Below are 26,366 nucleotides of genomic sequence, written 5' to 3' on the forward strand. Positions count from 1 at the left end.
TGAAGCCGCCCAACATTCTAGCCACTGTAGCTGGATTCCAACAAAAAGCGAAAGTGGCTCGCTCTCAAGCCACGAAGAAAAAAGAAAACGGCCCCGCTTTTGATCAAAGCGAAGCCACCCTTTTCTTACTTACGCTTTTTCTTTTTCTTCTTGAATCCTGGTACGTTTTCGAAGAATGCTTTTTTCTTCTTGCCGTTACCGTCTTTTTTCCCTGGCTGGCTAGCGGATGTGGATGCCGATGCAGATCCTCTTCCTTTTCCTTTACCACCACGGTCAAATTTTCTTGCTGTGCCACGTTCGCCGCCGCGCTCATTGCTACGCTCACTACGTCCACCACGTTTCTTTCTGCCTGTTCTTGGCTGCTCGATAACGACTGGACGATCTTTGAACTTACGGCGAGGTGTACCTTTCATGCCAACGATTTCAAAGTCGATTGCACGCTCGTCTTTGTTTACGTTAATAACGCGAATTGTAATTTCGTCACCGATGCGGAATACGTTTCCTGTACGTTCTCCAATCATAGCGAAATGCTGCTCGTCATAACGGTAGTAATCATCCGTTAAATAACTAACGTGTACAAGACCTTCAATTGTATTTGGAAGCTCTACGAATAAACCGAAGTTTGTTACAGAGCTAATCATACCGTCATACTCTTCACCGATCTTATCAACCATATACTCTGCTTTTTTCATCTCATCTGTTTCACGCTCTGCTTCAACAGCACGGCGTTCCATATTAGAAGAATGCTCTGCAATCTCAGGTAATTTTTCACGCCATTTTGCTTGTGTTTCATTGTCGACTTTACCATTAATAATGTATTCACGAATTAATCTATGAACGATTGTATCTGGGTAACGACGAATTGGTGATGTGAAGTGTGTGTAGAACTCAGTTGATAAACCGAAATGTCCTAAACTATCCGCATCGTAACGAGCTTGCTTCATAGAACGAAGCATAACTGTTGAAATAACTACTTCTTCTGGCTGTCCTTGAACCATTTCAAGAATTTGTTGTAGCGCGCGAGGGTGCACTTCATTCGCGCGTCCTTTTACCGCATATCCGAAATTCGTTACAAACTCGAAGAAACGCTCAAGCTTATCTTCTTTCGGATCTTCATGGACACGGTACATAAACGGTACGTTCATCCAGTGGAAGTGCTCTGCTACTGTTTCATTCGCAACAAGCATAAATTCTTCAATTAACTTCTCTGATACAGAACGATCGCGCATAACAACGTCTGTCGGTTTTCCTTCTTCATCTACTAATACTTTCGCTTCTTTAAAGTCAAAGTCAATTGCACCACGGCGCATACGTTTTTCACGTAAAATTTGTGCCAATTGGCCCATCTCTTTAAACATCGGTACGAGCGGCTCATAACGCTTAATTAACTCTTCGTCCTCATCTTCTAAAATGCTTCTTACATCAGCATACGTCATACGCTCTGTCGTTTTAATCACACTTTGGAAAATCTCGTGTTTAACAACATCACCTAAGTTGTTGATTTCCATTTCACAAGATAATGTCAGACGGTCTACTTTCGGATTTAATGAACAAATACCGTTAGATAGACGATGTGGAATCATCGGAATTACACGGTCAACAAGATACACACTCGTCGCTCTTTCTGCTGCTTCTACATCAATTGGAGAACCTTCTTGAACGTAATGACTTACATCCGCAATATGAACGCCAAGCTTGTAGTTACCGTTCTCAAGCTTCGTTACTGTAACAGCGTCATCTAAATCTTTTGCATCTGCACCATCAATCGTTACGATCATTTGATCACGTAAATCGCGGCGATCCTTTAAATCTTCTTCTGAAATCGTTTCTGGTACACTGTTTGCATGCTCCATCACTTCCTCAGGGAATGCCAAAGGTAAATGATGTTTATGAATGACAGATAAAATATCTACTCCTGGATCATTTTTATGACCTAGAATTTGAATAACTTCACCTTCTGCGCTTAAACGATTCTCTGGGTAGCTCGTAATTTTCACAACTACTTTATGACCTTCTACAGCTCCCATTGACGCACTTTTCAATACGAAAATATCACTTGTCCAGCGCTTATTGTCAGGTATAACAAAGCCAAAGTTTTTCGATTCTGTATATGTACCAACTAGCTCTTTCGTGCCACGTTCTAAAATGCGTACAATTGAACCTTCTTGACGTGAACCGCTTGATTGAGAACTAAGGCGTGCTAATACTGTATCGCCATGAAGTGCACCGTTTAATTCTGTAGGCGGGATGAAAAGATCATCGTCTCCAGTTTTCTTCTCTTCTGGTACAACGAAAGCAAAGCCACGTGCATGTCCAATTAACTTACCTCTTACTAAATTCATCTTTTCAGGAAGACCGTAACGGTTGCTACGTGTACGAACAACAAGCCCCTTCTCTTCCATCGTTACAAGTGCCTTTACGAAATCTTTAAAGCCCTCAGAACCTTCAATTCCAAATGCCTCTTCTAACTCTTGTATCGTTAACGGTTTATACGCTTCTTCTCTCATAAATAATAACAACTTATCAATATGTTCTTGTATGATTTCTTCCAAGCAAAAATACCTCCTTTAAAACCTTATATTATTTAGTGTATCCGAAAGATAGGGGATGTATAAAGCGAAACTTCAATACTCCCCTTATGATTTTTACAGTTTTCACAAAAAATTCCTTATGAAAAAAAGAGGCAACTAGATCTTACCAATCTAGTTGCTCCAAGAAGTTATATACATCCTCATGTAGCTCGTCACGTTGTTTATCAAGTGTAATGACATGCGTAGAGTCTTCATACCATTTAATGTCTTTTAACGTAGATTCTACACCGTTATAAATAATGTTAGCACTATCTGTATTAATCATTTCATCATGACGCGCTTGTACAACAAATGTTGGCGCATAAATCATATCCACATTGTTACGTACGTCAGCAATTAATTGTTGTAATGCTTTTAATGTATTCATTGGTGTCTTTTGGAATTCCAACATTTCTTGTTCGATTTGTTCTAGTGATTTTTGCTCACGTTTTTTATATTCGCGGGCATATGCCAATATACCTTGGTACATAGTTTCTTCGCTCTTAATATACATCGGTGCACACATTGGTACCACACCTAAAACAGGTACTGTATAACCTAATTTTAAAGAAAATACGCCGCCAAGTGACAATCCAACAACAGCAATTTTCTCAAAACCTTTATCTTTTAAAAGCTGATATGCCTCCGTTACATCTTGCCACCAATCTTCAGGCCCTGTATGAACAAGCTCTTCTGGTGGTACACCGTGCCCTTTATAAATTGGCGCATGACAAGTATAGCCTTTCTTTTCTAAGAAACGCCCTAACATACGTACATCAGCTGAGTTCCCTGTGAATCCATGTAGTAATAAAACAGCGCGGTCTCCACCCTCAAATGTAAATGGTTTCGGAGATGCTAATTTCATCATGTACTTCTCCTCTTTCTCTTCTGTAATCTAGTCGTATTCTTTCTATATCTAGTGTACCATATTTATATTTCTATAATCTAATTAGAAACATCTTTCAAATGGTAAAACAAAAAAAGAAGAACCATTAGTACATCTTACTAACGCTTCTTCTTTCAATTCTATAAGTTTAAGTACGTAACAGCAATTGTTAATACAAAGAACAATACAGCTAAAACAATTGTAATACGGTTTAATACCGCTTCAATTCCACGTGCTTTTTGCTTACCAAATAATTGCTCTGCACCGCCTGAAATTGCACCTGAAAGGCCTGAGCTATTACTAGATTGCATAAGTACCATAACAATCATTAAAATCGATACAATAATAAGTAAAACTGATAATAACGTATGCACTTGGCGTACCTCCTACAAAGATTCAGTTATTGTAACTGTAGCATAAATCCTATAGAAAAGCGAGAGCTATAGAGTCGCTCTCGCTTTTCTTCTATTACATAAACATCATTGCAAATAACGGTCCAAGTAAACATGTCAAAATTGCTGTTAATGTCATTGTTACCGATCCAATAACACCTTCATGTTCGTTATTTTTCATCGCTCTCATAACACCCATAATATGAGACGCACATCCAAATCCGATACCTTTACCAACTGAGTTTGTAACACGGCTCCATTTTAATAAAAGAGGTCCTGTAATGGTTCCAGTAATACCCGCGATAACAACGAAAGCTGCTGTTAAGGAAGGTACACCACCAACTTGTTCAGAAACGCTCATCGCAACTGGCATTGTCACCGATTTTGGTAAAGAGGATAAGATTAAGCTTTTATCTGTTCCCATAAGTGAAGCAATGGCAAAATCACTAGCGATTGCAACTGTTGTACCTACTAATACGCCACCAGCAATCGGTACAACATATTTTTGCAGAACATGACGTTGTTTATAAAGAGGAATTGCAAATGCTACAACACCGGGTCCAAGTAACTTTGCAATCCAGCCACCACCACTTTCCATATAATGTTGATATGGTATATCAAGCACGATAAATAGGAAAGCCATTAATCCTGTTGCTACAAGCATTGGGATGGTGAATGGTGTTGGAAATAATTTATAGATTTTTTTAGATAATTGATATAATAGCACCGTAAAAAGAACCCAACCGATTCCGATTAATATTTGGCTCATCGCGACTCTCTTTCCTTCCTATTCGCAAGATATTGTCCTGTATGTCCTGCGACAATAATAATTAAAAATGTACTCGCTACAACTGTAATGAAAAGAGAAATTCCTTTACTCATAAAAAAAGCACCGTAATTCATTAGGCCAAGCGTTGGCGGAATTAATAAAAACGGCATAATAGCAACGAGTGTTTCTGCTCCTAAATCGAACCATTTCACTGGAAGAACTTTTAGGCTAAGTAAAACAAGTAAGAGGAACATTCCAATCAAACTTCCTGGAATCGGAATATTTAATATTTCTTGCACCCAAGTTCCAACCATATAAAACACGTAAAGAGCAGCAATTTGGACAAGAATCTTTGTAAATTTCATGTTCATCATCCCTCATGTTTATACGATCTTCTGTTAATATCTTTATCATAGTATAAATTGTAAAAAGCTGCAATTTATCAACTTGACAGCAAAAACAGCCTATGTTATACGCTTACAACCTTGATATGACTGCATTTCTAAACAAAAATTATGTCAAAAACATTGACCTAATATAAAAAGTTTTTATTTTCTGAATTTAAAAGACTATTATTTCAATAAAATAATCTTTTTATCCTTAAACTTACATATATATAAAGTGAAACTTTAATCATTGAGGTTTTCCTCATCCCCATTAATTATTAGCCCTCACCAAGCGGATTTGTACGGGATAAACAAGATAGGTGGTGAACATATGCCCAAAAAAGTTCTCATTTTTTGTGATCCTGGGATTGATGATACGATGGCTCTCCTCTTAGCATTCTTTATCGATGAAATAGAAATCGTCGGTATCGTTGCTGATTACGGCAATGTTCCAAAAAAAATGGCCGTAGAAAATGCTCATTTTTTTAATAACGAAACAAAGAATAGAAATATCAAGATATTCGGTGGTTCAGAACGTCCCCTTACTGGTGCCCCACCTGCGTTTTTTACGGATGTACATGGGAAACAGGGGCTCGGTCCAATTATTCCAAAGGTGAATGTGACTAACGGAGAAATGGAGAATTTTTTTGAAGTCATTCCTCTTATTGAACAGTATAAAGATGAATTAATCATTGTGAGTTTAGGAAGACTTACCTCCCTAGCAATTTTGTTTATCATGTGCAAACAGTTAATGAAACAAATTAAATCTTACTACGTAATGGGCGGTACCTTTTTACATCCTGGTAATGTTACCCCTATTTCCGAAGCAAACTTTTATGGCGATCCTACTGCCGCTAATATAGTCCTTCAATCCGCAGTTAACATGTACATATACCCATTAAACGTCACTCAATACTCCATCATTACACCAGAAATGGCAGAATACATTGAGGTAAAAGGAAAAGCTCCACTTGTCAAACCGTTATTTGATCATTATTACTACGGATATTATAAAGACGCCCTACCACATTTAAAGGGGAGCCCCTTCCATGACACAATGCCAATACTCGCTTTATTTGATAACTCTATGTTCACGTATCATAAATCACCTATTGTTGTCATGACAGAATCCTCTGCACAAGGAGCAAGCATAGGGGAATTTCGCTCTCTAGTGAACCAGAAGCCATTTATTGATTGGCCGGTTCATCAAATTGCAATTGATTTTGACTATAACCGCTTCTTCAAACATTTCATGTCACTTATGACGGGTGAACAATTTTAGCATAAAAAAACAGACCGTGATTTCTCACGGTCTGTCGTTTATTTTCTACAATTATCGTTTGATGTTATAGAAAGATTTGATACCATCGTAAACAGCGATTTCGCCTAGTTCGTCTTCGATGCGTAATAATTGGTTGTACTTAGCAATACGGTCAGTACGGCTCATAGAACCAGTTTTGATTTGGCCAGCGTTAGTTGCAACTGCGATGTCAGCGATTGTAGCATCTTCAGTTTCACCAGAACGGTGAGATACAACTGCTGTGTAACCAGCACGTTTAGCCATTTCGATAGCTTCGAAAGTCTCAGTTAAAGTACCGATTTGGTTAACTTTAATTAAGATTGAGTTAGAGATACCTTTTTCGATACCTTCAGCAAGTTTTTGAGTGTTAGTTACGAATAAGTCGTCACCAACTAATTGTACTTTATCACCGATACGCTCAGTTAATAATTTGTGACCATCCCAGTCGTTTTCGTCTAAACCATCTTCGATAGAGATGATTGGGAAGTCTTTGCAAAGCTCTTCATAGAAATCAACCATTTCTGCAGAAGTTAAGCCAGTACGGCCTTCGCCTGCAAGGTCATATTTACCAGTTTCTTTGTTGTAGAACTCAGAAGAAGCAACGTCCATTCCTAAGAATACGTTCTCGCCAGCTTTGTAACCAGCTTTTTCGATAGCTTCGATGATTACTTCTAAAGCTTCACGGTTAGAACCAAGGTTTGGAGCGAATCCACCTTCGTCACCTACTGCAGTGTTAAGACCTTTGTCATGTAATACAGCTTTAAGTGCATGGAATACTTCAGCACCCATACGGATTGATTCTTTGAATGTTGGAGCACCAACTGGTAAGATCATGAACTCTTGGAAGTCAACGTTGTTATCAGCGTGAGAACCACCGTTGATGATGTTCATCATTGGAGTTGGTAATTGTTTTGCATTGAATCCACCAAGGTAACGGTATAATGGAAGACCTACGAAGTCAGCTGCTGCGTGAGCTACTGCCATAGATACACCAAGGATAGCGTTAGCGCCTAGTTTACCTTTGTTTGGAGTGCCATCTAATTCGATCATAGCGCGGTCGATACCAGCTTGGTCAGTTACATCGAAACCAGCGATTTCTGGAGCGATAATTTCGTTAACGTTGTTTACTGCGTTAACAACACCTTTACCAAGGTAACGAGATTTGTCACCGTCACGTAATTCTACTGCTTCGTGCTCACCAGTAGATGCACCACTTGGTACGATAGCGCGTCCGAAAGCGCCGCTTTCTGTGTAAACTTCTACTTCTACAGTTGGGTTACCACGAGAGTCAAGGACTTCGCGAGCATAAACATCAATAATTGTTGACATAATAAATTCTCTCCTTTTTATATAAGCAAATTATTTAATAATTGTTTTACCTGTCATTTCTTTCGGTTGCTCAACACCAAGAAGTGTAAGCATTGTTGGAGCGATATCACCTAAGATACCATCTTCACGTAATTCTACGTCGTTCTTAGTAACGATGAAAGGAACCGGGTTAGTTGTATGAGCTGTCATTGGCTCTCCTTCAGAAGTTAATTCTTCATCCGCATTACCATGGTCAGCAGTAATAAGTGCTACACCATCTTTTGCAAGAATCGCTTCTACAACTTTTCCTAAACATTCGTCAGTTGCTTCTACTGCTTTAATTGTTGGTTCCATCATCCCAGAATGGCCAACCATATCACAGTTCGCAAAGTTAAGAATGATAACATCATGTTTATCATTTTCGATTTCATTTACTAAAGCGTCCGTTACTTCGTAAATGCTCATTTCAGGTTTCAAGTCATATGTTGCAACCTTCGGTGAGTTAATTAAGATACGCTCTTCTCCTGGGAATTCAGCCTCACGACCACCGCTAAAGAAGAATGTAACGTGCGGATACTTTTCAGTTTCCGCGATGCGAAGTTGCTTTAATCCCGCTTGCGCAACAACTTCACCTAAAGTGTTATCAAGGTTCATTGGCTTGAATGCCACGTAACCATCTACAGTTTCACTGAAGTGTGTCATACATACGAATTCTGGAATGTGAGGTACTTTTTCACCACGATCGAACTCACGGAAGTCTTCGTTTGTAAATACACGAGCAATTTGAATTGCACGGTCTGGACGGAAGTTATAGAAGATAACTGCATCATCATCATTGATTGTTGCAACTGGCGTGTTATCTTCGTTAACAATTACAGACGGCAATACGAATTCATCATAGATACCGTTCGCATAAGAGTCTTCTACACACTCTTCTGCTGATTTATAAGTAGGGCCTTCACCATTCACCATAGCACGGTAACATTTTTCTACGCGATCCCAACGCTTGTCACGGTCCATGGAGTAATAACGACCAGAGATAGTCGCGAATTGTCCTACTCCTGTTTCTTTAATTACTTCATTTGTTGCATCGATATAGCTTTGTGCTGTTTTTGGTCCAACATCGCGGCCATCTAAGAATGCATGAATGTATACTTTCTCAACGCCTTCTTTAGCTGCTAAGCGAAGAAGAGCAAACATGTGATTCATGTGACTGTGCACACCACCGTCAGAAAGTAAACCGAATAAATGAAGTGCAGTACCTTTTTCTTTTACTCTTTTAATTGCACTTTGGAACGTTTCGTTCTTATCGAACTCACCTTCACGAATTGCAACGTTAACGCGTGTTAAGCTTTGATATACAATGCGGCCAGCACCAATATTTAAGTGACCAACCTCAGAGTTACCCATTTGACCTTCTGGAAGACCTACTGCCTCGCCACAAGCTGTAAGCGTTGTGTGAGGGAATTTATTCCAGTAACCATCAAAATTAGGTTTCTTAGCTTGTGCTACAGCATTCCCGTAAGTTTCTTCACGAAGTCCGAAACCGTCAAGAATGATTAAAGCTGTTGGCTTTCTCATTTTACCGCCCCCAGAAGACCTAAGAACGAAGCAGGCTCTAAGCTAGCACCGCCAACTAAAGCGCCGTCGATGTCAGATTGTGCCATATACTCTTTAATGTTTTCTGGTTTTACGCTACCGCCGTATTGGATACGAACAGCTTCTGCAGCTTCTGGAGAAACAGCTTCTGCAACAACTTTACGGATGTGCGCACATACTTCGTTTGCATCTGCAGAAGAAGAAGATTTACCTGTACCGATAGCCCAGATTGGCTCATAAGCGATAACAGTTGCTTTAACTTGCTCTTCTGTTAAACCTGCAAGTGCTTTTGTCACTTGACCTGCTACTAGATCAAATGTTTTTCCGCTTTCGCGCTCTTCTAAAGTCTCACCACAACATACGATTGGTGTTAAACCATGTTCAAATGCTGCGATAGTCTTTTTGTTTACTGACTCATCTGTTTCAGCAAACATTTCACGACGCTCAGAGTGGCCAAGTACTACATAGCCAACTTTTAAGTCGCTAAGTGCTACTGGGCTAATTTCGCCAGTGAATGCACCATTTTTTTCGAAGTGCATGTTTTGTGCACCTACTTGTAAGTCAGTTCCTTCAGTTGCTGCTACAAGGCGCTCTAAGAATAGAGCTGGAGAGCAAACTACTGCATCAACAGCTGAAGCTGCTGGGATTTGACCTTTAACTTCCTCTACGAAGCTAACTGCTTCTGATAGAGTTTTATTCATTTTCCAGTTACCTGCGATAATTGGTTTACGCATGCTTTGCACCGTCCTTTTTCTTTGGCTGCTACTTATTTGTCGTTAAGACAAACTACACCTGGAAGCTCTTTACCTTCCATGAATTCTAATGACGCACCGCCGCCAGTAGAAATGTGGCTCATTTTATCAGCCATACCGAATTTTTCAACAGCTGCTGCAGAGTCACCACCGCCGATAACAGAGTATGTATCTTCTGCATCTGCTAATGCTTGTCCTACTGCTTTTGTACCTTCTGCGAATGGAGTCATTTCGAATACACCCATTGGTCCATTCCATACAACAAGCTTAGAATTTTTAATTACATCTGCATAAATTTCACGTGTTTTAGGACCGATGTCCACGCCTTCCCAGTTAGAAGGGATAGAGTCGATACCAACGATTTTAGTTGTTGCAGTTTCAGAGAATTCCTCAGTGATTACAACATCAACTGGCATGTAGAAGTTTACGCCTTTTTCTTTTGCAAGTTGCATAAATTCTTTAGCTAGTTCAATCTTGTCGTCTTCACATAGAGATAGACCAATTTCATGACCTAAAGCTTTAACGAATGTGTAAGCAAGTCCTCCACCGATGATTAAGTTATCTACTTTGTCTAATAGATGACGAATTACACCGATTTTGTCTTTTACTTTCGCACCACCGATGATAGCTGTAAATGGACGTTCTGGGTTAGAAAGTGCTTTACCAAGTACATCTAACTCTTTTTCCATTAATAGACCAGATACTGCTGGTAGGTAGTCTGCGATACCTGCTGTAGAAGCGTGAGCACGGTGAGCTGCACCGAATGCATCGTTTACGAAGATGTCAGCAAGTGCTGCAAATTCTTTCGCAAGTTCTGCATCGTTCTTTTCTTCGCCCGCATAGAAACGTACGTTTTCAAGAACTAATACGTCGCCTTCGTTCATTGCTGCAACCATTTCTTGTGCAACTGGTCCGAATGCTTCATCCACTTTTTTAACGTCTTTACCAAGAAGCTCGCCTAAACGTGCTGCTACTGGAGTTAAACGCATTTCTTCTACTACTTGACCTTTTGGACGGCCTAAGTGACTTGCTAAAATAACTTTCGCACCTTGCTCTACTAAATATTGAATTGTAGGAAGAGCTGCACGGATACGAGTTTCATCTGTAATTTTGCCTTCTTTCATAGGTACGTTGAAATCAACGCGGCAAAATACACGCTTACCTTTTAAATCTACGTCACGAATTGATTTTTTGTTCATTGGATTTCCCTCCGACTACTAGTTAGGATTGACAAAACCCACTCAAAAGCTTAACACATTTGCTTTTAAAACGAAAGAAGAGAGAGAGGGAACAAACCCTCTCCCTCGTTTTGTCATTGATAACTTATATAATTAAGAATTAAAGACCTTTTGAAGTCATGTAAGCTGCTAGGTCTACTACGCGGTTAGAGTAACCAGTTTCGTTATCGTACCAAGAAAGTACTTTAACCATGTTACCTTCCATTACCATTGTAGATAATGCATCGATTGTAGAAGAAGCTGTACATCCGTTATAGTCGATAGATACTAATGGCTCTTCGCTGTATCCAAGGATACCTTTTAATTCGCCTTCAGCTGCTGCTTTGAATGCTGCATTTACTTCTTCAACTGTTACTTCTTTGTCAAGTTCAACAACTAGGTCAACTAGAGAAACGTTAGCAGTTGGAACACGTACAGCGCCACCGTTTAATTTACCTTTAAGTTCTGGTAATACTAATGCTACAGCTTTAGCTGCACCAGTAGATGTTGGGATCATGTTTTCAGCTGCTGCACGAGCACGACGTAAATCTTTGTGTGGTAAGTCTAAGATTTGTTGGTCGTTAGTGTAAGAGTGAATTGTTGTCATCATTCCGCGTTTTACGCCGAATTTTTCGTTTAATACTTTAGCGAATGGAGCTAGACAGTTTGTAGTACAAGAAGCGTTAGATACTACGTTGTGGTTAGCTGCATCGTATTGTTCGTGGTTAACACCCATAACTACAGTGATATCTTCGTCAGAAGCTGGAGCTGAGATGATAACTTTCTTAACTGATCCACCTAAGTGTTTCTCAGCGTCTGATTTTTTAGTGAAACGGCCAGTAGATTCTACTACTACTTCTACTCCGTAGTCGCTCCATGGTAATTGAGCTGGGTCACGCTCAGCGATAACTTTAATTTCTTTACCGTTAACAACGATGCTGTTTTCGTTAGCAGATACTTCTGCATTTAAAGTTCCGTGAACTGTGTCATATTTTAAAAGGTGAGCTAATGTTTTAGCATCTGTTAAATCGTTGATTGCTACTACTTCTACCTCAGAGTTGTTAAGAGCTGCGCGGAATACGTTACGTCCGATACGTCCAAATCCATTAATACCAATTTTAGTCATTTGAATTTCCTCCTTGGGGGATTATATTAAAGGGTAAAACCCTTTGTTAACTGTTTTGCTGCACCTTCATCTGTAATTAGAATTGAAGTGTGCCCTTGTTTAATTACAGCCTGTATTGCTTTTGCCTTTGAAGAACCTCCAGCGACTGCAACAACGTGAGATACATTTTGTAAGTCCTCTAGTTGCATACCAACTGTTCTTACTTTATGAACAACATTTCCTTCTTCATTAAAGTAGTAACCGAAAGCTTCGCCAACTGCTTCGCTTGCCTGAATCTTTAACCAATCTGCTTCTGAAGTACTTCTGCGACGTGCCATTGTTAACGCATCACCTATTCCATGAATGACGATATTGGAAGATCGAATCAACTCAAGAACTTCTTTCACGGAAGGCTCTGTCACAATAGACGCATATGCTTCGCTGCTAACATGGTCTGGAACATACAATAAGCGATAATTACTCATCGTATTTTGCGCCATCTTGGCACAAATGGTATTGGCTTCTAACTCGACGCCTTCTCCAATTCCACCACGTGCTGGGACAAATAGCATATGTAAATCTTTGCAATCAAGTTGCATCATGTCCGCAGCAGCAGCTAGCGTAGTTCCTCCAGCCACAGCAACGATATTATTCGCTGTCAGACGGTCTTTTATACAAGTCACACAAGCACGGCCCATCTCCAGTTTGACCCAAGGTGATTCATCACTATCGCCAGGGACAACGAAAACTTCATCCAAGTCTAATGTTTCCTTAAGTTGCTTTTCTAAAACCTTTAACCCGGAAATTTCTTTCATAAAGTCTTCCAAAGCAAGAACTAAAGCTGTTCCTTCTTCTGTCAAAGTCATTCCAGAAGAAGCGACGTGAACTAAGTTTTGTTCTTTCAAAACTTGTACTTCACTTCGCAATACTCGTTCTGTCATACCGAGACTTGCTGATAAGTTTCTTCTTCCAATCGGCTGCATGAGCCTAATGTATTGCAGAATTTGCATTCTCGTTTGCATAACAGGTAGCAGATCAGGTAATAATTTTTTTGTGTTCTGAATCCATGAGCGCATATCTTTTCTCCTCACTACATCGGTTCATTTCCCCTCGTGGTCACTTTACGTCCCGTAGTGACATTTTGTGTCCCACATAGGTTAAAAAAATAATCCCTGCTACGTGTATTATTGTAACAGGAGATAGAAACTTATTCAACTCTTAACTGCATTCTTTATATAGTTTATTATGACACCTTTGTGAATGTTACCATATTCTACTTGTTTTCCGTCCATTTCTACAACCGGAATCATTAAATGATATTTTTCTAAAAGGTCATTATCTTCATATATATCTATTTCCTCGATTTGAAAAGAATATTCACATTGTACTTCCTGTAAAACTTGTTTCGCCTTCACGCAAAGGCCACAATCTTTTTTGGTATACAGTACAACTTTCATCTTCTTCACCTATCCAATCGTTTTTCTTAATGACGAAGCTGGGATATGCATTTGCTCTCTATACTTCGCCACTGTTCTTCGAGAAATAACAATTTCATGCTCTTCTTCTAATAATTTTGAAATCTTTTGATCTGAAAGTGGCTTTTTCTTATCCTCTGCCCCAATAAGCGTTTGAATAAATTGTTTTACACGTTTTGTAGAAACTTCTTCATCTTCAGTCGTCGAAACGGCATTGCTAAAGAACGATTTCATCTCAAATAAACCGTGTGGTGTTTGCACATATTTATTTCGCGTCGCACGACTAATTGTCGATTCATGCACACTTAACTCTTCTGCTACCTCTTTTAAAGCGAGCGGTCTTAAATACTCTGGACCTTTCCAGAAGAAATCACGTTGTTTTTCCATAATAATAGTCATTACTTGCAGCAATGTCTGTTTTCTCTGCTTCAAACTGCGCATAATCCACTGCACATGCTGATACTTTTCTGACACGTAAGATGCTACTTCACTTTCACTATTATTAAGAAGCGCACTATACTCAGAATGAATTTCAATTCTCGGCATATTTCTCTCATTCATTTGCAAAACGAGGCGATCATCTTCTTTTTTTACTGCCATATCAGGCACAATATAAAGTGGCTTATCTGAAGAAAATGCAAGACCTGGTTTTGGTTGTAATGACGTTATACAATTTACTGCACTCTGCAATTCTTCATTGCTACACTTCAACACTTGAACGAGCTTTCGCCAATCTTTCTTCACAAAATAAGCGAAATGATCTTCTACAACCTCTTCTGCTAATCCATTACGTCTTTGTAAGCGCTTCAATTGTAAGGTTAAACATTCCTGAATATTACGCGCCCCTACCCCTGCTGGCTCCAGTGATTGGACAAGCTCTACAGAGCGGTCAACTACATGAATATGTGCAGAAAGGAGCTCTGCTAACTCTTCATTCGTTTCTTGTAAATACCCGTTTCCATCCATGTTCATAATAATGAAAGAAGCCACTTTCCGCTCTTCTTCATCTATTTTATAATACTGTATTTGATTTAATAAATGTTGCTGAATCGTTGTAGAATCCACACTGTAGATTTCCATCTGATTCTCGACTTGTTTGCTGGTACTTTTACTTGTGTTAGAGCTCTTTTTCTTCTCCCTCTCAAAACCACCTAACTCAATAAGGGGATTCTCTAACGATTGCTCATACAAAAACTCCGATAATTCTTGTACATTATACTGGAGCATTGTAATCGCTTGCCTTAACTCTTGTGTCATTGCCAAACGTAAGCTTTGTTCTTGTAAAAGACTTGCCTTCAAACTAATCTCCCCCTTGTTTCTATTGTACAATAAGTTTGGTAAAAGGAGAATCCTCACGCAGACACCCATTCCAAAATATTATTAATTTATATGTATTAATGAGATTTACAACTTACAACCGAAATTTGAATAATATTGAAAGAAAATATTAAGGTCAAAAATTATTATCAAGTACTAATAGTAAATCTTATCACTAGATATAACAAGAGGGAAATAAAAAAAGTCCTAACCTACAAAACGTAAGTTAGGACTTTTTGACGCGCCCAGAGGGATTCGAACCCCCGGCAGACGTGGTACCGGAAACCACCGCTCTATCCGACTGAGCTATGGGCGCATGATTATAGAAAACACTTCATTTTCTTCTCATAATAATAGCAATAAAATCCATCTAAATCAATAAAAATATCCCCGTAATACCTTATGCATCTTAGCTAAAATCATATAAAATCTATTCCAACCCTAAATTTTCCAATCATAAATTCACCCCAACTCACAAATTATAACCTATGAATTGATATTCCAAAGGGGGCTTCATTCAATGACTGTAATTACAAAATTAAAGCAAACTGTTTCTGGATTAAAAAGTGCACAAGCTAGCTTAGAGGGATTCGCTCTTGATACGGATAACCAACAAGCTAAGCAACTTTTCCAAACAGCTGCGCAGCAAACACAAACGATTATCGATTCTTTAAACCCACGCGTTGAAGAAGTCCAACAAGAAGAACCACAATACTCACAGCAATAACGCATCCGTCTTGCTGTGAAATAGAAAAAGGATGATATGCAGTCATCCTTTTTCTATCACATTACATATTGCAATAGAAATGGAATGATAATTATGCGAAAACTCGGCCTCATAACCGCATTATTTGCACTTCTATTTAGCTCTTTTACCGGATGTAATAATAGTCCTTTAGATAAAAAAGTGAAAGAAGAAGCAAAACGAACGGAGAAAGAAAAAGGTCCAAAGTTAACAAAGACGAGTACGGAATCCTTTAATCAATCTATATCACAAGGAGCGAAGAAAAGAGCTCTCGCTATGGATGAAATTATAAAAAGCACAGCAGTGAATTCAAATTTAGATCTCTACATAGCAGTTACACCTGAGCATCACGAAAGGTTTGGATTAAAACCGCTGCGCAGCAAACTTCAAAAGCAATTAAGTGATGAATACCCCACTTTCGATGTTCGTGTAAGTACAGATAAAAAAATCTTTATGTTACTCGAAAAACTTGAAAACAAAATTAAGAAAAAAGAAGTATCTAAAGATGAAATTAATAAGCAATTAAAATTCATCGGCAAAAAAATGGAGTCTAACACTTAACGCTTTTTAAAAGAAAAGGAAGGATTGCAATGTCTAGTAAAGATAAAAACTTAACCCCTGTACAACAGGAGTATAAAAAATTCGAACAAGAACGCGAACCGAAACGACCTGTCTTAAAAAATTGTATAAAAGCCTTTTTCGTCGGTGGTTTTATTTGCTTCATAGGACAACTAATCTCTACTTTTTATATTACTTATTTCGATTTCACTGAACGTTCGGCAGGAAATCCAACCGTCGCAACTCTTATTTTTATTTCTATGTTACTAACTGGATTTGGTATATACGATCGTTTTGGGCAGTTTGCCGGTGCTGGTACAGCTGTACCTGTTACTGGATTTGGTAACTCTGTTATTGCCGCATGTATCGAACACCGAACGGAAGGATTTGTACTCGGCGTTGGTGGTAACATGTTCAAATTAGCTGGTTCTGTTATTTTATTTGGTGTATTTTCTGCTTTCGTCATCGCACTTATTAAAACGATTCTCGTTCAATGGGGAGGGCTATAAATGTTACAAGGGCACCGAACGTGGGTATTTGAAAACAAACCAGTTATTATTTCGACAGGAGTCGTTGGGGGGCCATTTGAAGCAAAAGGGAAAATCCCAGAAGACTTCGATACCCTCCATGAAGATTTATGGCTCGGACAAGATTCCTATGAAAAAGCACATAAAATTTTATTCGAAGAAGCTTGTAGTCGCGCAACTGAAAAAGCAAAACTTCGTAAAGATGATATTCAATTCGTACTTGCAGGAGATTTAATTAATCAAATTACCCCTACAAGCTTTGCTTGCCGTACACTGGGCACTCCTTATCTCGGGCTATTCGGGGCTTGTTCTACTTCTATGGAAGGTTTAGCACTTGGAGCAAGTATCGTAAATGCAAAAGGCGCAAAATATTTATTAACCGGGGCATCAAGCCATAACACCGCTGTAGAAAAACAGTTCCGCTATCCTACCGAATATGGTGGACAAAAGCCACCTACCGCACAGTGGACAGTAACCGGTGCTGGGGCCGCTATTTTAAGCGATACTGGTCACGGCCCTAGGGTAACATCTGCAACAATCGGACGAGTGGTTGATATGGGATTAACAGATCCGTTTAATATGGGAGGTGCAATGGCTCCAGCTGCCGTCGATACAATTGAAGCTCATTTACGTGAACGTCAAATTGATGCCTCTTACTACGATTTAATTGTAACAGGCGATCTCGGACATGTAGGCCGTGAAATTGCTTATGACTTACTACATAAACACGGAACAAAAGTAACGAGCGAACAGTTTCAAGATTGCGGGCTACTCATTTATAGAGAAGGACAGCCTGTCATAGCTGGTGCTAGTGGACCAGGATGTTCCGCAACAGTCGTTTATGGTCATTTATTAAACCGAATGAAAAGAGGAGAGTTCAAAAAAATACTTGTCGTTGCGACAGGCGCTTTACTATCTCCACTTACATTCCAACAAGAAGAAACGATTCCGTGTATCGCTCACGCCGTTTCGATTGAATTTGGAGGTGCAACGCAATGATTTTTTTCTGGGCTTTCGTCATTGGCGGACTCATATGTGTAATCGGACAACTTATGTTTGATGTTGTAAAACTTACACCAGCTCATACAATGGCAACACTCGTTGTTGCCGGAGCTATATTAGATGGATTCAATTTGTATGAACCATTAATTGATTTCGCTGGAGCTGGTGCAACTGTGCCTATTACAAGCTTTGGTAATGCTCTCGTTCATGGCGCAATGGAAGAAGCTGCAAAACATGGCATCGTTGGTGTTATCACAGGCATGTTTAAAGTAACGAGCGCCGGCGTATCCGCAGCTATTATTTTCGGCTTCATTGGAGCATTGTTATTCAAACCGAAAGGATAAGGAGTGTTTGTATGACTGTTATCGCTAGCGTTAAAACTTGCCTTGCTAGTGTAAGAGGAGCTCAAGCAAGCTTAAGTTCCCTTTCGCTAAATTCTACAGACGATGAAGCTAAACGCATATTTCATGAATGTATGTTAGAAATGGACAGTATCATCGCTGATTTACAAAATAGAGTTTCAGTATTGGAACGTGAAGAACCTCAATATAAAGGGTTTTAAGTAGACTGGAGGAAATGACTATGTCTCACCTGCCGGAATGGACACTTGTCATTATTCGCTCTGTATTCATATTAATCATTTTATTCACTATCACAAAGTGCTTAGGAAAAAGGCAAATTTCTCAGCTTTCCTTTTTCGAATACATAGCAGGAATGACAATCGGTGATATCGCCGCTCAAATATCTACAGGGCTTGACCAAAAGTTTTTCCATGGCGTCTTCGCTATACTTATTTTCGCCTCAGTACCTTTTTTCGTTGGCATTCTTTCCTTAAAAAACAAAACTGCTAGAGACTTTTTTGAAGGAAAATCTACAGTGTTAATAAAAGATGGCAAAGTACTTGAGGATAATTTAAAGAAAGAAAAATATACTAGTGATGAGTTACTCGAACTTCTTAGAGGAAATGGTGCATTTAGTATAGCTGAAGTCGAATTTGCTGTCTTAGAACCGAGCGGAGAATTAAATGTATTATTAAAGAAAGATTCTCAGCCACTTACTGCAAAAGACATCGGTTTAAAAGTACCAAACGAGAAAGAACCACAAACTGTTATTATGGATGGAAATGTACTAGATGAACCTCTTTCAGCAAGCGGACATAACCGCGCTTGGCTACATTCAGAATTAGAAAAACTCGGTGTTGTTATTGAAAATGTCTTTCTCGGTCAAGTGGATTCATACGGACAACTTACTATCGACATTTACAATGACAAACTCCAAATGCCTTCTCCTCAAAACAAACCTTTATTATTAGCATCTTTAAAAAAATGTCATGCTGATCTTGAACTATTTTCCTTAGAAACAAAGTCGAAATCAGCAAGCGAAATGTATAGTAAAAACGCGAAACAAATCGAAAAGATTTTAAATAAAGTAACCTATCTTTTAAAAGACTAATTATCGAAAGAACGCTTCAGTTAAAAGGCGTTCTTTTCTTTTTTTCTCCAGTTTTCATAACGTTTAAATTTATGTAATTCGGTTATGATGTTGAAGATACATAAGCAGGGAATTTCGAAAACATAGCGAATATTTCATGGTACAACTACATATTTTTTTGATTTAAAGTGGTTTCGTTTGACCTTTATTGACCATAATTGTATTATAAGACTAAGAAAGCTTTAGAAGGAGGAAATAACAGATGAATTTAATTCCTACAGTAATTGAACAAACAAATCGTGGAGAACGCGCTTACGATATTTACTCTCGACTATTAAAAGACCGCATCATTATGCTTGGTAGTGCAATTGATGACAACGTAGCTAACTCAATCGTTTCCCAGCTTTTATTCTTGGAATCTCAAGATCCAGAAAAAGATATTCACATCTACATCAACAGCCCTGGTGGTTCTATCACAGCGGGTATGGCAATCTATGATACAATGCAGTTTATTAAACCACAAGTATCAACAATCTGTATCGGTATGGCAGCATCTATGGGTGCCTTCTTACTTGCAGCAGGTGAAAAAGGAAAACGTTATGCACTTCCAAACAGTGAAGTAATGATTCACCAACCACTTGGTGGAGCACAAGGTCAAGCGACTGAAATCGAAATCGCTGCAAAACGTATCCTATTCTTACGTGAAAAACTAAATCAAATTCTTGCTGACCGCACTGGTCAACCACTTGAAGTACTACAACGCGACACAGACCGCGACAACTTCATGACAGCAGAAAAAGCTTTAGAATACGGTTTAATCGATAAGATCTTTACAAATCGTTAATACTTAAAAGCGGAAGCGGCTCGTTTAGAATCGCAGGGCGAAGCGACCGGAGATTCTAGCCGCTGGAGCTGGATATAACTAAAAGTGGAAGCGCCCTATAATTGGGCGCTTCTTTTATATATTGTTCCCCGCTCACATACCCCATCCAGTATCCCTCTAAATATATCAACGATTTTTCAATTATATCGAACAAAACTTAAATTATATCAACGATTTTTTTAATATATCAACGGTTCGACACAACATATCGATTTACCGACAATCTACGACAAGGACAAACCACCTACATACCCCCTATCCCGAAAACTCCCTTTAAGTAAACCGCAAAAACAAAAAGCTATCGCATATACGCGATAGCTTCTTATTGTACATATGCAGCTAATGCTTCTAAAGCCTCTTCTGCATCTGAACCTTCTGTTGTAATTGTTATCATGCTTCCAGTTCCAATTGCTAAGCTCATAATCCCCATTATGCTCTTTGCATTTACTGTCTTTCCATCTTTCTCGATGAAGATATCTGCATGAAAGCGATTTGCCTCTTGTACAAACAACGCAGCCGGACGTGCTTGTAAACCGTTTTTTAATGAAACCCGAACTCTTTTTTGAACCACAGCTCCATTTCCCCTTTAACCTCTTATTTTTTTGCTACCGTTTCCCCCGCGCGTAATTTCTCTGCAATTTCATCGATTTTACGCAAACGATGATTAATACCCGACTTACTAATCTTCCCCCCGGATACCATCTCACCTAACTCTTTCAATGTTACATCTTGATAATCTCTTCGTAATTGCGCAATCTCTTGTAGTTTATCCGGCAATATATCAAGACCAACTGTCTCATCAATGTAACGAATATTTTCAATCTGCCTTAGTGCTGCACCAATTGTTTTATTTAAATTAGCTGTTTCGCAGTTCACTAAACGATTTACAGAATTACGCATATCACGTACGATTCGAATATCTTCAAATCTTAAAAGCGCATTATGAGCACCTATAATATTTAAAAACTCTGTAATTTTTTCTGCTTCTTTCAAATACGTAATGTACCCTTTTCTTCTTTCCAACGTCTTACTATTTAAATCAAATCCGTTCATCAGTTCACATATAGCATCATTATGTTCCTTATATAACGAAAAGATTTCTAAATGATAAGATGATGTTTCTGGGTTATTTACTGAACCACCTGCTAAAAATGCACCTCGTAAATACGATCGTTTACAACATTTCTTCTCAATCAATTCTTGTGATATATTTCGAATAAATGAAAAGTCATCTCGAACGATATGAAGATCAGCTAATATTTCACGAGACTTCTCAACAAGCCGCACAATATATACATTATTTTTCTTCAATCGCATTTTTTTACGAACAAGTAATTCTACCGTCACGTCATATCCTTTTTTCAAAAGCGTATAAATCCTTCTTGCAATTGCCGCATTTTCCGTTTGAATATCGATAGATAGACGACGGTTTGAAAAAGAAAGCGACCCGTTCATTCGAAGCAACGCTGATAATTCTGCTTTCTCACAGCATTCCTTCATCTCAAGATTCGTCAACTCTTTCTTTGTTTCTGATGCAAATGACACAGTCAACACCTCCTTATACGATTATTGCGGAACAAAAATCTTGTCCTATATGAATGAGGAGCGCTACCTCAAACGAGGCAACGCATATTTATAACAATGAATATAAAATCGAAGCTAACTTTAACGTATCATGCCTTACAACATGATCATCATACTTCGCTAATCCCTCTTGAATAACATCAATATTATTTTCAACAAAACGTTCTTCATCCACTACAACTGGTGTAGACATTTCTTCATCATATAACTTACGTAATTCACAAGGAATCTCACGGTTATTTACAATTGCAGTATTAATAAATGGTTGCCCTAAATGATCGTGTAACGCCTGCACATGATCAAAAGCAGTATATCCCATCGTTTCACCCGCTTGTGTCATAACGTTACATACATATACCTTCTTCGCCTTTGCAGCAAGAACAGCGTCTCCAATTTTGTTAACAACTAAATTGGGTAATATACTCGTATACAAACTTCCTGGGCCGAAAACAAGTAAATCAGCTCGTTTAATCTCAGCCAACGTTTCATGCAATGGCTCTACATCTTCTGGAGTCAAAAAGACGCGATTAATCTTCTTTCCGTAATAAGGAATCTTTGATTCACCTGTTACAATTTCTCCATCTTCAAGTTCCGCATGAAGTACCGCACTTTGATTCGCTGCTGGTAATACACGTCCTCTGACATTTAATACTTTACTTGTTTCCGTAATCGCATGGAAAAAGTCTCCTGTAATCGAGGTCATACCTGCCAACAATAGATTTCCTAACGCATGACCTTTCAGTCCGTCTCCTGTTGTGAAACGGTGCTGAAATAAAGCTTCCACCAGTGGCTCTACATCCGATAACGCAACAAGTACGTTACGGATGTCACCTGGAGGTGGAATTTCTAGCTCATCACGTAATCTACCTGAACTGCCACCATCATCAGCAATTGTAACAACTGCTGTAATATCAACAGGATATTGCTTTAATCCTCTTAATAAAACAGAGAGTCCAGTTCCGCCTCCCATGATGACAATTTTAGGCTTTCTCTCTTTTTTCATCCCTTAATGGCCCTTTCTCTTCTCCACATCACGATGAGATACATGAACACTATACTCTGGTTTCAAATGTTTCCCAAGGTATTCTGTAAGCGTAACAGAACGATGCTGTCCACCTGTACATCCAATTGCAATTACAAGTTGACTTTTGCCTTCTCTTTTATAATGAGGCAGCATGAAAGTAATCAGATCCGTCAACTTCTCTAAAAACTTATGTGTCTCATTAAATTTCAGTACATAGGAAGAAACTTCTTCATCTAGTCCTGTTAATGGCTTCATATGTGGAATGTAATATGGATTTGGTAAAAAACGAACATCAAATACTAAATCTGCATCAATTGGAATACCGTACTTAAATCCAAATGACATAACATTTACACGGAATGCTTGCTCAGTTTCTGTTGAGAACAAGTGAACGATTTTTTCACGTAATTCTTTCGGTTTTAAATCCGATGTATCAAGCACAATATTCGCTCGTGCCTTCATATCTGTTAATAAATTGCGCTCAGCTTCGATTCCCTTTAACGGCAAACCAGTTGGTGCAAGTGGATGCGAACGTCTCGTTTCTTTATAACGAGTTACAAGCGTACTATCTTTCGCATCTAAAAATAAAATATGAGGAATAATCCATGTACGTTCTGATAAATCATCAAGTGCTCCCCATAAATGTTCGAAAAACTCGCGGCCACGTAAATCAATACCAAGTGCCACTTTATTCATTTTCCCTTTTGAATCCGCCATAAGCTCAATAAACTTTGGCAATAACATCGGTGGCAAATTATCTACACAAAAATATCCTAAATCTTCAAAACTTTGTAAAGCTACTGTTTTTCCAGCTCCAGACATTCCTGTAATAATTACCATTTTTATATCATTATTCTCTGTCATCGTATCCTCTCCTTGACGGTTTAACTCGGATCTAATCGATATGAAAGCAACTCAAAATCTGGGGTATATACAAATGTACCGTAGATTATGCCATTTCCTTTAATTAAATAATCAATAATGTGATAATCTCCTGGCGCCATTGCTAAATCATCAATTTTATCAAATGTATGCCAACCAATGATGCCTTCTTCGCTCTCTAGTTTGTTTTCTCCTGCAAAATCTGTCGCTAAAAAGGAGAACATCATCCATTCAGAAACAACTTTATCACCTTCTTGGATGACAAAGGTGAAGACCCCCTTTAACGCTGGGTTTTTCAAATAAATACCTGTTTCTTCACGATACTCGCGAACAACGGAATCTCTTACAGTCTCCCCACGCTCCATTTTCCCGCCTGGTGCAACCCACCAATTCCGGCGAGGTTTTTGGAGTAAGAGTACTTCATTATCTCTAATTAACACACAGTTTGTCACTCTTTGCATGTTTCTTCACCTCAGCTACTTGCAGTAAAATTCCTCACTGCATACTTATTTCATTATACTATCAAAAACAGTTTGCTACAACGAAGGAGCCAGTCCTCTTTCGCTAAGCATATGCTACTCAGCAATTTTAAAAAAGCTTTCTATAACAAGCAATGTAAATGCTTAGATTTTTAATGAATAGCATGAAAAATCCCCTTAACGATTTTTATCGTCAAGGGGATTAAAATCCTTATTTCTTACCGAAATAAGTAACAATCGCAAAGCCTAAAATAAAGGTAATAATTGAACTTATAATTGAAAATCCGCCAGTCGGAATCCCAGGGAATACAATTACAATCGAACCGATTACAAGTCCAATAATTGCCGCAAATGTCATACTTTTATAACGATCTAATAAAAAACTAATGCCTTTACTACTTACAACAAATCCAACCATAACACCAGCACCGATAACCACGATTAAAGGTAAGTTAAGTGTAGTTAAAGCGTTAATTGCTGTCGGATACACACCAATAATTAATAAAATAAACGATCCACTAATTCCAGGAAGCAGCATGGCCATACTAGCCATCCATCCTGCGAAAAATAAACCAATTGCATTTAAAATTGTTAAAGTCGTAATTGGATCTGCTGCCTTATCTGGTTTAAAGAAAGCTGTAATCGCAACAAGAATTGCTGCAACTATTAATAAAACGATGTGCTTACCTTTAAACGACGACTTTGCATCAGCTTCCCTCATTAGCATCGGTAATATACTAATAATTAAACCGAGGAAGAAAAATTGAGTCGGTTCATAATGATTTGCAAGTAAATATTTAATAACGTGACTTAACGTTAAAAATGCCGCTGCCACGCCAGCTGCAAGGGGAATTAAAAATCCTAAATGTTTTTTCCATTCACGACTAAAGAATCCACTAATTGCCGCAAGCAATTGTTCATAAATCCCTAACACAACAGCGATTGTACCGCCGCTCACACCAGGAATTAAATCACTAACGCCCATACAAAATCCACGATATATATTACGCCATTCCATACTGAATAAATTCCTCATTTCTTATAGTGATTTTTTCCGTAAAGTCCAGTATATCAATAAGAAAGCTTATAATCCTTATATTTTTTGACAAAACTTTGACATTTTCACACAAAAAAAGAAGAAAGCTCCTGTCGGTAGCTTTCTTCTCACAAGGTATATTATCCCTTATTTTTCTGATACAGTTTTTAATTCCTCTAATAATTCTTCTACGTAATGTTGTGCACTTTGCGCTGCAATACTACCGTCACCTGTTGCAGTTACAATTTGACGAAGCATTTTCTCACGAACATCACCAGCTGCGAAAATACCAGGGATTTTCGTTTCCATACGCTCGTTCGTTTCAAGGTAACCATTTTCATTTGTAATACCTAGTTCAACAAATGGTTTTGATAAAGGTAACATACCGATGTATACGAATACGCCATCAGTTTTGACTTCTTTCTCTTCTCCACTATTTACGTCCACAAGTGTTACACTTCCTACTTTACCACTTGCTTCGTTGATTTCTTTTATCGTGTGGTTCCAAATGAAATCTACTTTTTCGTTTTGGAAAGCACGGTCTTGTAAAATTTTCTGTGCACGAAGCGTGTCACGACGGTGAACGATCGTTACTTTTGATGCGAAGCGTGTTAAGAACACACCCTCTTCAACAGCAGAATCTCCGCCGCCAATTACGATAAGTTCTTTTCCTTTAAAGAATGCCCCGTCACATACTGCACAATATGATACACCGCGGCCGCCAAGTTCTGTTTCACCCGGTACACCAATTTTTTTATACTCTGCACCGCTTGCAACGATAATTGCACGTGCTTTATATTCTTTTTTACCAGCAATAATTGTTTTGTATTCCTTACCATCGATGACTTCTTTTACATCACCGTATGCATATTCGGCACCAAATTTCTTTGCATGCTCGAACATTTTATTTGATAAGTCTGGTCCTAAAATAGACTCATAACCTGGGTAGTTTTCTACATCTTCCGTGTTTGCCATTTGGCCACCTGGAATACCACGCTCAAGCATTAATGTGCTTAAATTTGCACGAGATGTATATACTGCAGCTGTCATACCAGCTGGTCCTGCACCAATAATAACGACATCATAAATTTTTTCTTCTGACACACTATTCACTCCTATCCATTCCTACACAATTAAGT

29 protein-coding genes and 1 tRNA gene are annotated in these 26,366 nt (G+C 38.6%); 9 read left to right on the forward strand and 21 right to left on the reverse strand.

What is annotated here, in order from left to right; all coding sequences use genetic code 11:
- Window positions 1–125 precede the first annotated feature (125 nt).
- The 5 genes from rnr to BAQ53_RS24235 form a co-directional block, all read right to left on the reverse strand.
- The gene (gene rnr / locus BAQ53_RS24215) at window positions 126–2,552 is read right to left on the reverse strand and encodes a ribonuclease R (RefSeq protein WP_000391110.1); all 2,427 of its coding nucleotides are present in this window, start codon (window positions 2,550–2,552) and stop codon (window positions 126–128) included.
- A gap of 142 nt (window positions 2,553–2,694) precedes the next feature.
- Complete coding sequence (gene estA, locus BAQ53_RS24220) at window positions 2,695–3,435, reverse strand: carboxylesterase (RefSeq protein WP_000761974.1); 741 nt, start codon at window positions 3,433–3,435, stop codon at window positions 2,695–2,697.
- A 161-nt stretch (window positions 3,436–3,596) separates the two neighbouring features.
- Entirely contained in the window at window positions 3,597–3,830 is a 234-nt protein-coding gene (gene secG / locus BAQ53_RS24225) for a preprotein translocase subunit SecG (protein ID WP_000557263.1), read from the reverse strand.
- A gap of 94 nt (window positions 3,831–3,924) precedes the next feature.
- Window positions 3,925–4,617 (reverse strand): LrgB family protein, encoded by a 693-nt coding sequence (locus BAQ53_RS24230; RefSeq protein WP_000078304.1) that lies wholly within the window; start codon window positions 4,615–4,617, stop codon window positions 3,925–3,927.
- On the reverse strand, window positions 4,614–4,982 hold the full coding sequence (locus BAQ53_RS24235) for a CidA/LrgA family holin-like protein (protein WP_000673217.1): 369 nt from the start codon (window positions 4,980–4,982) through the stop codon (window positions 4,614–4,616). Before BAQ53_RS24235 ends, BAQ53_RS24230 begins: the two co-directional genes overlap by 4 nt.
- Window positions 4,983–5,334: 352 nt before the next feature.
- Between BAQ53_RS24235 and BAQ53_RS24240 the strand changes: the two genes are divergently transcribed.
- On the forward strand, window positions 5,335–6,285 hold the full coding sequence (locus BAQ53_RS24240) for a nucleoside hydrolase (protein WP_208906318.1): 951 nt from the start codon (window positions 5,335–5,337) through the stop codon (window positions 6,283–6,285).
- 51 nt (window positions 6,286–6,336) lie between these two features.
- Here the strand turns inward: BAQ53_RS24240 and eno are convergent, their stop codons facing one another.
- From eno to BAQ53_RS24285, 9 genes are all read right to left on the reverse strand, one after another.
- On the reverse strand, window positions 6,337–7,632 hold the full coding sequence (gene eno, locus BAQ53_RS24245; protein ID WP_000103951.1) for a phosphopyruvate hydratase: 1,296 nt from the start codon (window positions 7,630–7,632) through the stop codon (window positions 6,337–6,339).
- A 30-nt stretch (window positions 7,633–7,662) separates the two neighbouring features.
- Window positions 7,663–9,192 carry a 2,3-bisphosphoglycerate-independent phosphoglycerate mutase gene (gene gpmI / locus BAQ53_RS24250; protein ID WP_208906319.1) on the reverse strand — a complete coding sequence of 510 codons (1,530 nt, stop codon included), beginning with the start codon at window positions 9,190–9,192 and terminating at the stop codon, window positions 7,663–7,665.
- Window positions 9,189–9,944 carry a triose-phosphate isomerase gene (gene tpiA, locus BAQ53_RS24255; protein ID WP_001231038.1) on the reverse strand — a complete coding sequence of 252 codons (756 nt, stop codon included), beginning with the start codon at window positions 9,942–9,944 and terminating at the stop codon, window positions 9,189–9,191. Before tpiA ends, gpmI begins: the two co-directional genes overlap by 4 nt.
- Before the next feature lie 32 nt (window positions 9,945–9,976).
- The gene (locus BAQ53_RS24260; protein WP_208906320.1) at window positions 9,977–11,161 is read right to left on the reverse strand and encodes a phosphoglycerate kinase; all 1,185 of its coding nucleotides are present in this window, start codon (window positions 11,159–11,161) and stop codon (window positions 9,977–9,979) included.
- Window positions 11,162–11,300: 139 nt separating this feature from the next.
- Window positions 11,301–12,305, reverse strand: coding sequence for a type I glyceraldehyde-3-phosphate dehydrogenase (gene gap, locus BAQ53_RS24265; protein ID WP_000161236.1), 1,005 nt, complete (start codon window positions 12,303–12,305; stop codon window positions 11,301–11,303).
- A 26-nt stretch (window positions 12,306–12,331) separates the two neighbouring features.
- A complete protein-coding gene (cggR, locus tag BAQ53_RS24270) occupies window positions 12,332–13,360 on the reverse strand; it encodes a gapA transcriptional regulator CggR (RefSeq protein ID WP_001258185.1) in 1,029 nt (342 codons plus the stop codon).
- 135 nt (window positions 13,361–13,495) lie between these two features.
- Entirely contained in the window at window positions 13,496–13,741 is a 246-nt protein-coding gene (locus tag BAQ53_RS24275) for a glutaredoxin family protein (RefSeq protein ID WP_000869730.1), read from the reverse strand.
- Window positions 13,742–13,750: 9 nt separating this feature from the next.
- A complete protein-coding gene (gene rpoN, locus BAQ53_RS24280; protein WP_208906321.1) occupies window positions 13,751–15,058 on the reverse strand; it encodes an RNA polymerase factor sigma-54 in 1,308 nt (435 codons plus the stop codon).
- A 258-nt stretch (window positions 15,059–15,316) separates the two neighbouring features.
- Window positions 15,317–15,392: transfer RNA gene (locus BAQ53_RS24285), tRNA-Arg, on the reverse strand.
- A gap of 204 nt (window positions 15,393–15,596) precedes the next feature.
- Here BAQ53_RS24285 and BAQ53_RS24290 point away from each other — a divergent pair.
- The 8 genes from BAQ53_RS24290 (at window position 15,597) to clpP (ending at window position 20,183) form a co-directional block, all read left to right on the forward strand.
- Complete coding sequence (locus BAQ53_RS24290; RefSeq protein ID WP_000216166.1) at window positions 15,597–15,803, forward strand: DUF1657 domain-containing protein; 207 nt, start codon at window positions 15,597–15,599, stop codon at window positions 15,801–15,803.
- A 93-nt stretch (window positions 15,804–15,896) separates the two neighbouring features.
- Window positions 15,897–16,382 carry a YhcN/YlaJ family sporulation lipoprotein gene (locus BAQ53_RS24295; protein ID WP_001228550.1) on the forward strand — a complete coding sequence of 162 codons (486 nt, stop codon included), beginning with the start codon at window positions 15,897–15,899 and terminating at the stop codon, window positions 16,380–16,382.
- A 29-nt stretch (window positions 16,383–16,411) separates the two neighbouring features.
- Complete coding sequence (spoVAC, locus tag BAQ53_RS24300; RefSeq protein WP_000095399.1) at window positions 16,412–16,888, forward strand: stage V sporulation protein AC; 477 nt, start codon at window positions 16,412–16,414, stop codon at window positions 16,886–16,888.
- The gene (spoVAD, locus tag BAQ53_RS24305) at window positions 16,889–17,905 is read left to right on the forward strand and encodes a stage V sporulation protein AD (protein ID WP_000938963.1); all 1,017 of its coding nucleotides are present in this window, start codon (window positions 16,889–16,891) and stop codon (window positions 17,903–17,905) included. It abuts the gene before it with no gap.
- Window positions 17,902–18,252 (forward strand): stage V sporulation protein AE, encoded by a 351-nt coding sequence (spoVAE, locus tag BAQ53_RS24310; RefSeq protein WP_000575924.1) that lies wholly within the window; start codon window positions 17,902–17,904, stop codon window positions 18,250–18,252. Before spoVAD ends, spoVAE begins: the two co-directional genes overlap by 4 nt.
- Window positions 18,253–18,263: 11 nt before the next feature.
- The gene (locus BAQ53_RS24315) at window positions 18,264–18,470 is read left to right on the forward strand and encodes a DUF1657 domain-containing protein (RefSeq protein WP_000215912.1); all 207 of its coding nucleotides are present in this window, start codon (window positions 18,264–18,266) and stop codon (window positions 18,468–18,470) included.
- A 20-nt stretch (window positions 18,471–18,490) separates the two neighbouring features.
- Window positions 18,491–19,360: a DUF421 domain-containing protein gene (locus BAQ53_RS24320; RefSeq protein WP_000018892.1), complete on the forward strand. Its 870-nt coding sequence runs from the start codon at window positions 18,491–18,493 to the stop codon at window positions 19,358–19,360.
- A 241-nt stretch (window positions 19,361–19,601) separates the two neighbouring features.
- On the forward strand, window positions 19,602–20,183 hold the full coding sequence (gene clpP, locus BAQ53_RS24325) for an ATP-dependent Clp endopeptidase proteolytic subunit ClpP (protein WP_001049162.1): 582 nt from the start codon (window positions 19,602–19,604) through the stop codon (window positions 20,181–20,183).
- Between the two features lie 361 nt (window positions 20,184–20,544).
- Here the strand turns inward: clpP and BAQ53_RS24330 are convergent, their stop codons facing one another.
- The 7 genes from BAQ53_RS24330 to trxB all read right to left on the reverse strand — a co-directional run bounded on the left by BAQ53_RS24330 (window position 20,545) and on the right by trxB (window position 26,331).
- The gene (locus BAQ53_RS24330) at window positions 20,545–20,793 is read right to left on the reverse strand and encodes an HPr family phosphocarrier protein (RefSeq protein WP_000250310.1); all 249 of its coding nucleotides are present in this window, start codon (window positions 20,791–20,793) and stop codon (window positions 20,545–20,547) included.
- A 23-nt stretch (window positions 20,794–20,816) separates the two neighbouring features.
- Window positions 20,817–21,767 (reverse strand): DNA-binding protein WhiA, encoded by a 951-nt coding sequence (gene whiA, locus BAQ53_RS24335; RefSeq protein WP_000006560.1) that lies wholly within the window; start codon window positions 21,765–21,767, stop codon window positions 20,817–20,819.
- Window positions 21,768–21,855: 88 nt separating this feature from the next.
- Window positions 21,856–22,809: a gluconeogenesis factor YvcK family protein gene (locus BAQ53_RS24340; RefSeq protein ID WP_000712186.1), complete on the reverse strand. Its 954-nt coding sequence runs from the start codon at window positions 22,807–22,809 to the stop codon at window positions 21,856–21,858.
- Between the two features lie 3 nt (window positions 22,810–22,812).
- Window positions 22,813–23,694 (reverse strand): RNase adapter RapZ, encoded by an 882-nt coding sequence (gene rapZ / locus BAQ53_RS24345; RefSeq protein ID WP_000138459.1) that lies wholly within the window; start codon window positions 23,692–23,694, stop codon window positions 22,813–22,815.
- 20 nt (window positions 23,695–23,714) lie between these two features.
- On the reverse strand, window positions 23,715–24,173 hold the full coding sequence (locus BAQ53_RS24350) for an NUDIX hydrolase (protein WP_001190080.1): 459 nt from the start codon (window positions 24,171–24,173) through the stop codon (window positions 23,715–23,717).
- 229 nt (window positions 24,174–24,402) lie between these two features.
- The gene (locus BAQ53_RS24355) at window positions 24,403–25,209 is read right to left on the reverse strand and encodes a DUF368 domain-containing protein (RefSeq protein WP_000455196.1); all 807 of its coding nucleotides are present in this window, start codon (window positions 25,207–25,209) and stop codon (window positions 24,403–24,405) included.
- A 165-nt stretch (window positions 25,210–25,374) separates the two neighbouring features.
- Entirely contained in the window at window positions 25,375–26,331 is a 957-nt protein-coding gene (gene trxB / locus BAQ53_RS24360) for a thioredoxin-disulfide reductase (protein WP_001288078.1), read from the reverse strand.
- Between the last annotated feature and the right edge of the window lie 35 nt (window positions 26,332–26,366).

It is taken from the genome of Bacillus sp. B25(2016b), assembly GCF_001679765.1.
Classification (GTDB): Bacteria; Bacillota; Bacilli; order Bacillales; family Bacillaceae_G; genus Bacillus_A; species Bacillus_A thuringiensis_K.

Coding starts and splice junctions, on each gene's coding strand:
- estA (WP_000761974.1), bottom strand. CDS start 3,435: ATGAAATTAGCATCTCCGAAACCATTTACATTTGAGGGTGGAGACCGC.
- BAQ53_RS24230 (WP_000078304.1), bottom strand. CDS start 4,617: ATGAGCCAAATATTAATCGGAATCGGTTGGGTTCTTTTTACGGTGCTA.
- BAQ53_RS24235 (WP_000673217.1), bottom strand. CDS start 4,982: ATGAAATTTACAAAGATTCTTGTCCAAATTGCTGCTCTTTACGTGTTT.
- BAQ53_RS24240 (WP_208906318.1), top strand. CDS start 5,335: ATGCCCAAAAAAGTTCTCATTTTTTGTGATCCTGGGATTGATGATACG.
- eno (WP_000103951.1), bottom strand. CDS start 7,632: ATGTCAACAATTATTGATGTTTATGCTCGCGAAGTCCTTGACTCTCGT.
- gpmI (WP_208906319.1), bottom strand. CDS start 9,192: ATGAGAAAGCCAACAGCTTTAATCATTCTTGACGGTTTCGGACTTCGT.
- tpiA (WP_001231038.1), bottom strand. CDS start 9,944: ATGCGTAAACCAATTATCGCAGGTAACTGGAAAATGAATAAAACTCTA.
- BAQ53_RS24260 (WP_208906320.1), bottom strand. CDS start 11,161: ATGAACAAAAAATCAATTCGTGACGTAGATTTAAAAGGTAAGCGTGTA.
- gap (WP_000161236.1), bottom strand. CDS start 12,305: ATGACTAAAATTGGTATTAATGGATTTGGACGTATCGGACGTAACGTA.
- cggR (WP_001258185.1), bottom strand. CDS start 13,360: ATGCGCTCATGGATTCAGAACACAAAAAAATTATTACCTGATCTGCTA.
- BAQ53_RS24275 (WP_000869730.1), bottom strand. CDS start 13,741: ATGAAAGTTGTACTGTATACCAAAAAAGATTGTGGCCTTTGCGTGAAG.
- BAQ53_RS24290 (WP_000216166.1), top strand. CDS start 15,597: ATGACTGTAATTACAAAATTAAAGCAAACTGTTTCTGGATTAAAAAGT.
- BAQ53_RS24295 (WP_001228550.1), top strand. CDS start 15,897: ATGCGAAAACTCGGCCTCATAACCGCATTATTTGCACTTCTATTTAGC.
- spoVAC (WP_000095399.1), top strand. CDS start 16,412: ATGTCTAGTAAAGATAAAAACTTAACCCCTGTACAACAGGAGTATAAA.
- spoVAD (WP_000938963.1), top strand. CDS start 16,889: ATGTTACAAGGGCACCGAACGTGGGTATTTGAAAACAAACCAGTTATT.
- spoVAE (WP_000575924.1), top strand. CDS start 17,902: ATGATTTTTTTCTGGGCTTTCGTCATTGGCGGACTCATATGTGTAATC.
- BAQ53_RS24315 (WP_000215912.1), top strand. CDS start 18,264: ATGACTGTTATCGCTAGCGTTAAAACTTGCCTTGCTAGTGTAAGAGGA.
- BAQ53_RS24320 (WP_000018892.1), top strand. CDS start 18,491: ATGTCTCACCTGCCGGAATGGACACTTGTCATTATTCGCTCTGTATTC.
- clpP (WP_001049162.1), top strand. CDS start 19,602: ATGAATTTAATTCCTACAGTAATTGAACAAACAAATCGTGGAGAACGC.
- BAQ53_RS24340 (WP_000712186.1), bottom strand. CDS start 22,809: ATGAAAAAAGAGAGAAAGCCTAAAATTGTCATCATGGGAGGCGGAACT.
- rapZ (WP_000138459.1), bottom strand. CDS start 23,694: ATGACAGAGAATAATGATATAAAAATGGTAATTATTACAGGAATGTCT.
- BAQ53_RS24350 (WP_001190080.1), bottom strand. CDS start 24,173: ATGCAAAGAGTGACAAACTGTGTGTTAATTAGAGATAATGAAGTACTC.
- BAQ53_RS24355 (WP_000455196.1), bottom strand. CDS start 25,209: ATGGAATGGCGTAATATATATCGTGGATTTTGTATGGGCGTTAGTGAT.